At 74.6% G+C, this 7,714-nt stretch carries 8 protein-coding genes and 1 pseudogene; 6 read left to right on the forward strand and 3 right to left on the reverse strand.

What is annotated here, in order from left to right:
* The 3 genes from ABD323_RS26795 to eccE all read right to left on the reverse strand — a co-directional run.
* The coding region (locus tag ABD323_RS26795; RefSeq protein WP_344444541.1) for a hypothetical protein at positions 1-214 on the reverse strand (214 nt) is incomplete at its 3' end.
* Between the two features lie 253 nt (positions 215-467).
* A complete protein-coding gene (locus ABD323_RS26800; protein WP_344444542.1) occupies positions 468-1,235 on the reverse strand; it encodes a hypothetical protein in 768 nt (255 codons plus the stop codon).
* Positions 1,235-2,629, reverse strand: coding sequence for a type VII secretion protein EccE (eccE, locus tag ABD323_RS26805; RefSeq protein WP_344444544.1), 1,395 nt, complete (start codon positions 2,627-2,629; stop codon positions 1,235-1,237). The genes ABD323_RS26800 and eccE overlap by 1 nt, the downstream gene beginning before the upstream one ends.
* A gap of 210 nt (positions 2,630-2,839) precedes the next feature.
* Here eccE and eccB point away from each other — a divergent pair, with 210 nt between their 5' ends.
* The 6 genes and pseudogenes from eccB to ABD323_RS26835 all read left to right on the forward strand — a co-directional run.
* Positions 2,840-4,396 (forward strand): type VII secretion protein EccB, encoded by a 1,557-nt coding sequence (gene eccB, locus ABD323_RS26810; protein ID WP_344444545.1) that lies wholly within the window; start codon positions 2,840-2,842, stop codon positions 4,394-4,396.
* A 178-nt stretch (positions 4,397-4,574) separates the two neighbouring features.
* Positions 4,575-4,880, forward strand: a complete 306-nt coding sequence (locus ABD323_RS26815; RefSeq protein ID WP_344444546.1) for a WXG100 family type VII secretion target — start codon at positions 4,575-4,577, stop codon at positions 4,878-4,880.
* Positions 4,881-4,963: 83 nt separating this feature from the next.
* Positions 4,964-5,260: a WXG100 family type VII secretion target gene (locus tag ABD323_RS26820; protein WP_344444547.1), complete on the forward strand. Its 297-nt coding sequence runs from the start codon at positions 4,964-4,966 to the stop codon at positions 5,258-5,260.
* Positions 5,261-5,388: 128 nt separating this feature from the next.
* Positions 5,389-6,648 (forward strand): type VII secretion-associated serine protease mycosin, encoded by a 1,260-nt coding sequence (gene mycP, locus ABD323_RS26825; protein ID WP_344444548.1) that lies wholly within the window; start codon positions 5,389-5,391, stop codon positions 6,646-6,648.
* 74 nt (positions 6,649-6,722) lie between these two features.
* On the forward strand, positions 6,723-7,283 hold the full coding sequence (locus ABD323_RS26830; protein WP_344444549.1) for a SigE family RNA polymerase sigma factor: 561 nt from the start codon (positions 6,723-6,725) through the stop codon (positions 7,281-7,283).
* Between the two features lie 86 nt (positions 7,284-7,369).
* A pseudogene (locus ABD323_RS26835) lies at positions 7,370-7,714 on the forward strand (hypothetical protein); the annotation flags it as partial.

The raw sequence follows: 7,714 nt of genomic DNA on the forward strand, positions 1-7,714 counted from the left end.
CGGCCGCGGGGGGGGGGGGGGGGGGGGGGGGGGGGGCGGGCGCGGGCGCCTCGCCGGCCGGTGCGACGGCGGGCTCGCCCGCCGCTCCACCGGCAGCCGGTTCGCCCTGGGTGTACCAGGACGGGGGAGTGTAGTCGGGTGCGTCGGACCAGTCGTCGTCGTCCTCCGCCGCCGCGTTGTCGCCGACGTAGACGCCGTCCCGATCGCTGCTCACCTTGGGCTCCCTCGTGTTCGCCGCCGCTGTTCGCGGTGCGGTAGGCACAAGACTAGAACCTGCACCCGTCGCGGTTCACTGCACCGTCGGGTCTCGGCCGCCCGCGACCGCGCGCGGGGCGCCGGACCGCCCGAGGTCAGCGCGCCGGGCGGGCCCGGTCCGGGCCGGTGGCCGGTCGCCGGGGAGAGTGACGGGCAAGGTGCTGGGCAGGGTCGACGGGCGCCGGCCGGCGCCCGTCCCCGGCCGCCCGCGGTCAGTCGACCCGGCGGGCCGGTCCCAGTAGTTGGTGCTCGGCGTTGCCGGGCGCCATCCGCACGTACTGGCGCCGGATCCGGGTGGACCACAGCGTCATGTCCTCGCCCAGCGTCGGCAGCGCGGCGACGTCCTGCCCGCCGAACGAGAGCACCCGCCCGATCAGCTCGGCCTCCTGCGGGGCGACCCGCTGCACGCCGACCAGGTCGGCGGCGTTCAGCACCCGGGTCGCGTTGGGGCCCAGGAACGGCAGCACGGTCAGGGTGGACTGCCAGGGGGTGGCCGAGAGCCGGCTGCGCGGCGGGCGCGGCCCGAGGTCGCGCACCACGAGCACCGGGGCCGAGACCGAGGCGCCCTGCGCGCCGAGCCGGCCGATCTGGTGCACGGTCAGGCAGGGCTGCCCGCCGCCGGCGGCCTGCGCCAGCAGCGACCAGTACTGCGGACGGGCGGTCTCCACGGCCACCCGGGCGCCGGTCGCCGCCGCCCGCAGCGCGATCACCTGGGCCGTCCAGATCCCGCCGACCAGCACCACGTCGTACGCGCTGGGGCGGAAGAGGCCCAGCACCGCGGGGCGCTGGTCGCGGTCCTCGCCGATCAGCACGCCGTCGTCGCCGACCGGGAAGGAGAGCGCGCCGAGTTCCTCGGGCCCGAGCACGTGCCGCTCGCGGCGCGGGCCGCGCAGGCCGAAGCCGGCCCGGATCCGGGCGACGGCGCGCCCCTGCTCGGCGGGCGCCTGCTGGGGGCCCGTGGAGTAGGTCTGGTAGGCCATCAGGTGGTCCCTCCGAGCGGCAGGGTGGCGAGCACGCCGGGCGCCTGCTCCTGGTCGAGCCGGGCCAGGCCCAGGCCGGCGCTCTGCGCGCGCTGTTCCAGCTGCCGGCCGAACTGGTCGACGTCGTTCTCGCTGCGCGCCACCACCCGCACGTGTCCGGTGATCGCCACCGAACCGCCGGTGCCCGGGCGGGCGGTGAGGCTGAAGGCGCTGGCCAGCCCGGGCGTGCCGGTGAGCAGGTTGACCAGTTCGGGGGCCGCGATCCGGCCCGGGGCGCCGCCCGGGCGGCTGAGCTGGGGCCACCGGGCGATCCAGTAGGTGGCGTGGAAGCGGTCGTCCACCCGCCAGTACCGGCTGCTCTCCTGGGTCCTGCGGGTGGTGCCGCCGCTGCCGTTGCCGGTGCCCTGGCGTCCGGCGGTGGCCAGCGGGTTGGCGCAGGTCGCGATGGAGAGCGCGCCGATCAGCTCCCGCTCGTCCAGCGCGGTCGCGGTGAAGCCGGCGCCGTTCAGCCGGCCGGCCAGCTGGTCGGTGACCCGCTGCAGCGCCTTGCGGGCGCCCTCCTCGCCGCCGCCGCGCGCCAGCACCGCGGTCGCCGCGCGCTCCGGGTCGAGCTTGAGGGCGACCCAGGTCAGGCGCAGCGCGGGCGTGTTGAGGCCCTCCGGCAGCTCCTGGTAGGCCCGGGTGGCCAGGGCCTGCTCGGGCAGGTGCGGGGCCGGGGCGGGCTGGGTGTGCTGGACCAGCTGGACCGACTCCAGCGCGATGTCGTCGACCCGCAGCGCCGAGCAGAGGACGTCCAGCGGCAGCGGCAGCGCGGTGCGCATCGGCCGCAGCGGCTGGTCCTTGGCCTGCACCAGCAGGACCGAGGTCAGGAAGGTGCCGTCGCCGATCATGCCGGTCTCGCGGCGCACCGGGCGCCCGGCGCCCAGGTCGATCTCGGTGGCGTGGGTGCAGGTGCGCAGCGCGGGCTCCAGCTCCAGCGCGGGCGCCAGGCCCGGGTCGGTGCCGGGCGGCGGGAGGTTGAGCGGCGACTCGCGCCGGCGCCGTCGCGAGGCCGCGCGGATCCGCACCGCCTCGGTCAGGGTGCGCCCGCGGACCGGGACCAGGGCCAGCACCAGCAGCAGCACGGCCGGTACCGCGAACGCCCCGGCCATCGCCCGGTTGATCGTCCAGCCCACGGCCACCAGGGCCGCCGCGATCTCGATCAGGATCAGCTGCTGCGCCTGCAGGCGCCCGCCGAGCAGGCCGGGTCGGGGGTGCACCTTGACCGGGACCGGGCCCGCGGCGTCGGCCCGGGGCGCCCGTTCGCCGCCCCGCCGCCCGGAGTCGGCCCGCGAGCCGCCGCCTCCCCTGCCCTGCGCTGTCCTGCGTCGCCCTGGCGCGGTCTGGCTTGGCATCCCCCGAGTGACCCTCTCTGATCAACTGTCACGGCCCGGTTGGCCGGGCCCGCGACGGTACCCGTACCGTACTCACCGTCTGCCGCATCGTAGAGGGTTGGCCGGGTCCGACGGCTGGCGGGTGGCAGACTCCTACGGCCATCACGGGGATGTGGGCCGGGTGGGCGCGCGGCGAGCGGGCGACATCACGTCACAGGGGAGAAGACGAGCATGGCATCACGCCGGGACGAGCTGAACGCCTACACGTTCGCGCGCAAGCGCACCGTGGGCGCCTTCCTGCAGCCCAGCGGCGGCGGCAGCGACGAGGACGCGCCGCGCCCGGTCCGCGCGGTGGTGCCCTCCCTGGTGGTGGCCTCGCTGATCGTGGCCGGCTGCGGCCTGTGGGGGCTGCTCAAGCCCAGCGCGCCGACGGGCTGGGACAACGGCAAGAACGTGATCCTGGGCAAGGACTCGGCGACCCGGTACGTGGTGCTGCCCGGCGACCACGGCGACAAGACGCTCTACCCGGTGCTGAACATGGCCTCGGCGAAGCTGGTGCTGCCGGCCGACTCCTCGGTGGTCATCGTGGACGACTCGGTGCTCGACAACTACAAGAACCACGGCCCCACCATCGGGATCCCCTACGCGCCCGACAAGCTGCCCAAGGCCGCCGACGCGGGCAAGTCCAAGAAGTGGTCGGTCTGCGACCGGCCCGGTGCCGACGACCAGCACCCCAACCAGGGCCTGTTCGTGGCGGCGGGGCCCGATGCGGACATGCTGGCCAGGCCGGGCCTGGTGCTGGCCGGCGCCCAGTCGCTCTTCGTGCAGGAGGTCGGCAAGAACGGCACCGACGGGGTGCAGTACCTGGTCGACCCGCAGGGCCGCAAGCACGTCATCGGCACCCCGCAGATGGCCGAGGGCGACCTGCGGGCGCTGCGGATCGCGCTGTTCGGCACCCAGCCCAAGCCCGAGCGGGTCACCGACGACTGGCTGGGCACCTTGCAGGACGGCTCCCCGATCACCTTCCCGCAGGTGCCGGGGCTGACCGCGACCAAGACCCCCTCCACCGTGCAACTCTCCGACCAGACGCAGCGCTTCGTGGGCCGGCTGGTGACCTCGGGGGACGCCTACTACGTGGTCGGCAAGGACCGCCTCTACCAGGTGACGCCCTTCCAGGCCGAGTTGATCCGGCAGAACCCGCTGACCGCGATCGCCTACGACAACGGCGCTCCGAAGTTCGCCGAGATCACCCCGGCCGACAACTCGCGCTACACGCAGGACTTCGACAGCAGCGGCCCGCTCGCCAAGCCCGCCGACTGGCCGCCGGCCAAGCCCAGCACGCCGGTCAACGGCCCGGACGCGGCCGGCGGGCGCACCGTGGTCTGCAGCACCTTCGACGGGATGAACGGCGACACCGTGCTGCGCAGCGTCTGGGCCGGCCAGAACTTCCCGGCGCAGTTCACCGCGGGCACCGCCACCGCCCATGTGAGCCCCGGGCACGGGCTGTTCTACCGGGCGATGGACGCCTCCGCGCAGGGCTCGGGCAGCGACTACCTGCTCACCGAGACCGGGCTGCGCTACTGGGTGCCCACCACCAGCGAGGGCAAGGCGCCGGCGACCGGGGCCAGCCCCGACCCCGCGGGCTCCCAGCCGGCGACCGACGAGGCACGGGCCAGGCTCGGCTACAAGGACACCCCGCCGGTGCCGGTGCCCAAGCAGTGGTCCGACCTGGTGCCGGCCGGCCCGGTGCTGAACACCAAGACCGCGACCCAGGCGCAGAACTCCTGACCCGTGGTCAGCAGCCGGTTGCCGCCCGGTCATGCTCCGGTAACCAATCGGCGCCCGGTGTTGGGCCGGTCACTGCCGGCGGCTAGAGTGATATGGGCATCACACCAGTGGTGCCGTTCGGCCCGGACCGGGTGACCGGCCCGTCCGAACAGGTCTGTCTCATGGGGGACGGTGGAATATGGCTGGTCAGTTCACGACGACCGCTGAGGAGATGCACGCCTTCTCGGCGAAGATCGCCGAGGTGAACGCGCAGGTCCAGGGCGAGCTCACGAAGCTCAACTCGCTTGTCGAGACGATCACTTCGGGCTGGCAGGGCGCAGCCGCCACCGCGTACCACCAGCTCCAGGCCCGGTGGAACGAGGACGCGACCGCACTGAACAAGGTGCTGGACGAGATCAAGCAGGCGATCGACGCCACCACCAAGCAGTACTCCGCCACCGAAGAGCAGCAGCGCTCGTCGCTCACCGGCGTCTCCGGCGCCTGACCCTCACGGGTCCCGCAGCGTAGATCGTGGGGCGCCCCAGGACGGGACGCCCCTCGCCCACCTCTTCACCACAAGGAGTCAGCATGTCCGATGGCCACATCCTCGTTACTTTCGGCACCATCCAGGACGCCGGCCAGGAGGTGCGCAGCACCGCCACCCGGATCCAGCAGCAGCTGGACGACCTGAAGGCCGGCGTCACCCGGATCGCCAGCTCGTGGTCCGGCGCGGCGCAGGAGGGCTACCAGGCCCGCCAGGCCATCTGGGACCAGAAGGCGGCCGACCTGCACAGCACGCTGAACCAGATCGCCGCCGCGCTGGACAACGCGCACGAGAGCTACACCAGCACCGAGCGCTCCAACGCGGCCATCTGGAGCAACTGAGCCGCGGCCCCGCACGGGGCGGCGAGTGACCATGTGCGGGGCGGGCGTCCGGGACCGGACGCCCGCCCCGCGCTGTCGGTCCCGCGGGGGGACCGGCTGACCGGCCGAGCGAGTCGTAGGGGTGGACAGTGTCGTTGGGGCGATGGGGCAGGGCCGCCGCAGGTGCCGCCGCGCTGGGTGTGCTGGCCGCGACGGCCACCGTCCCGGCGTACGCCGCGGATCCGTCGGGCGGGACCCACTGGTCCCCGCTGAGCGTCTCCTCCGCCGGGGACTGCCCGTTCCCCGCGAAGGTCGTGTCGGCCACCCCCTGGGCACTGCAGCGGGTGCTGCTCGACCAGCTCTGGCAGAACGGCACGGTCACCGGCAAGGGCGTCACGGTGGCGGTGATCGACACCGGTGTGGACAACAGCAACCCGCAGCTGGCCGACAAGGTCGTCAACGGCGGCTCGCTACTGGTGGACAAGAACAACAACAACCAGAAGGTCCCCGGCGACGGCACCACCGACACGGTCGGCCACGGCACCAAGGTCGCCGGCATCATCGCGGCCCGGCACCGCGACGGCATCGGGTTCGTCGGGCTCGCGCCGGACGCGATGATCTACTCGATCCGGCAGAACGACGACGCCGGCAGCGGTGACGTGGGCACCCTGATCCAGGCGATCTACGCGGCCGTGCAGGCCCACGTCCAGGTCATCAACATCTCCCAGGACGTCCGCGGCACCACCGACAACGGCGCCTTCGGCGGCAGCGACGACCTGCGCCGCGCCGTCGAGGCGGCCGAGGCCCAGAACGTGGTGGTGGTCGCGGCCTCCGGCAACGACGGCCAGGAGGGTCCGACCTACCCCGCCGCCTACCCCACCGTGCTCGCGGTGGGCGCCTCCGACCGCAACAACGAGCGGGCCTCGTTCTCCGAGTACGGCGACTTCGTCAAGGTGGCCGCGCCGGGCGTCGACATGCTCTCCACCGTCCCGGTCGGCGGCCAGTGCGTCGACAACGGCACCAGCTTCGCCACCCCGTACGTGGCGGCGGTGGCCGCGCTGCTGCGCGGCGAGCACCCCGACTGGACGGCCCGGCAGATCCGGGCCCGGATCGAGCAGACCGCGCAGCGCACCGAGCGCGGGCCCAACAAGTACATCGGCTGGGGTGTGGTCGACCCGGTGAAGGCGGTCACCGACACCGCGCCGCCGGCCGACGCCGCGGTCCCGGACAGCCCCGTCCAGCTGGCCGGCGCGCCGATCCGGCCGCAGCCGCTGGGGCTCGGCGAGACCCAGGCCGACCGTGACCGGCGCACCGCCACCTACGTGCTGGCCTCGGCCGCGCTCGCCGTCGCGCTGATCTTCGGCGCCACCGTGGTGCTGCGCGACCACCGTCGCCGGCGCGCGCTCTGAGCGCTCCCGGATCCGCCACGATCCACCTGTAACATCGTCGGCTCCCCGCCGCGTCATTGAGGAGTCAGGGTGACGTGAGCGGGGGAGCGGACGTGGTGTGGAGCAGTGCGGCGCGTGAGGCCAGGGAAGCCGAGTACCTGGAGTTCGCCGCCGGCCGGGCCGGTCACCTCTACCGTTCGGCGTGCCTGCTGACCGGCGGGGACACGCACTTCGCCGAGGACCTGGTCCAGGAGACGCTGGGCCGGATGTACGTGCTGTGGCGGCGGTCGGCCTGGTCCACGGGGGTGGCCAGGATCGACAACCCCGCCGCGTACGCGCACACCGTGCTGGTGCGCGCCTTCCTGACGCACCAGCGCCGCCGCAGCAGCACCGAGCGCCCGGTCGGTGAGCTGCCGGAGGCGCCGGCCCGCGCGGGCGACCCGGAGCTGCGGCTGACCCTGCTGGACGCGCTGGCCCGGCTCTCCGAGCGGGACCGGGCGGTGCTGATCCTGCGCTACTGGGAGGACCGCAGCGTGGAGGAGACGGCGGAGGCCCTGCGGGCCAGCCCGGGGGCCGTCCGCACCCAGAGCACCCGGGCGCTGGCCCGCCTACGGGCCGTCCTGGGCGACACCTTCGTCGCGACGGACGCCGCCTGAGCCGCGCCGAGCATCCCGCGCACCGGTCCACCGACCCGCCCACCGACCCACCAACCGAGCACGCCCGCGAGAGACGGTGATCACGCATGCCCGCAGACCCGCAGTCCCACGGCCCGATCGAGGACGACGACCTGATCAGCGCGCTCGGCCAGGCCGGCGAGGCGTTCACCTCCGCCCCCGAGCCCCTGGTGGCCGGCGGCCTGGAGTTCGGCCGCAGGCTGCGCCGCCGTCGGCTGGCCGCCGTGTCGGGCGGCGCCGCGGTGCTGGTCGCCCTCGGCGCCGGCGGCATCCTGGCGGGCACCCTGGCCGCCCCGGCGCACCCCGCGGCGAGGGTGGCCGCCGCTCCGGCCGCCACCTTCAGCGGCCTGCCGAGCCCGAGCCCGAGCCCGAGCACGCCGGCGGCCGGCGCCGCCGGGGCGCCGGAGCGGATC

The organism is Kitasatospora nipponensis, assembly GCF_039528135.1.
GTDB lineage: Bacteria > Actinomycetota > Actinomycetes > Streptomycetales > Streptomycetaceae > Kitasatospora > Kitasatospora nipponensis.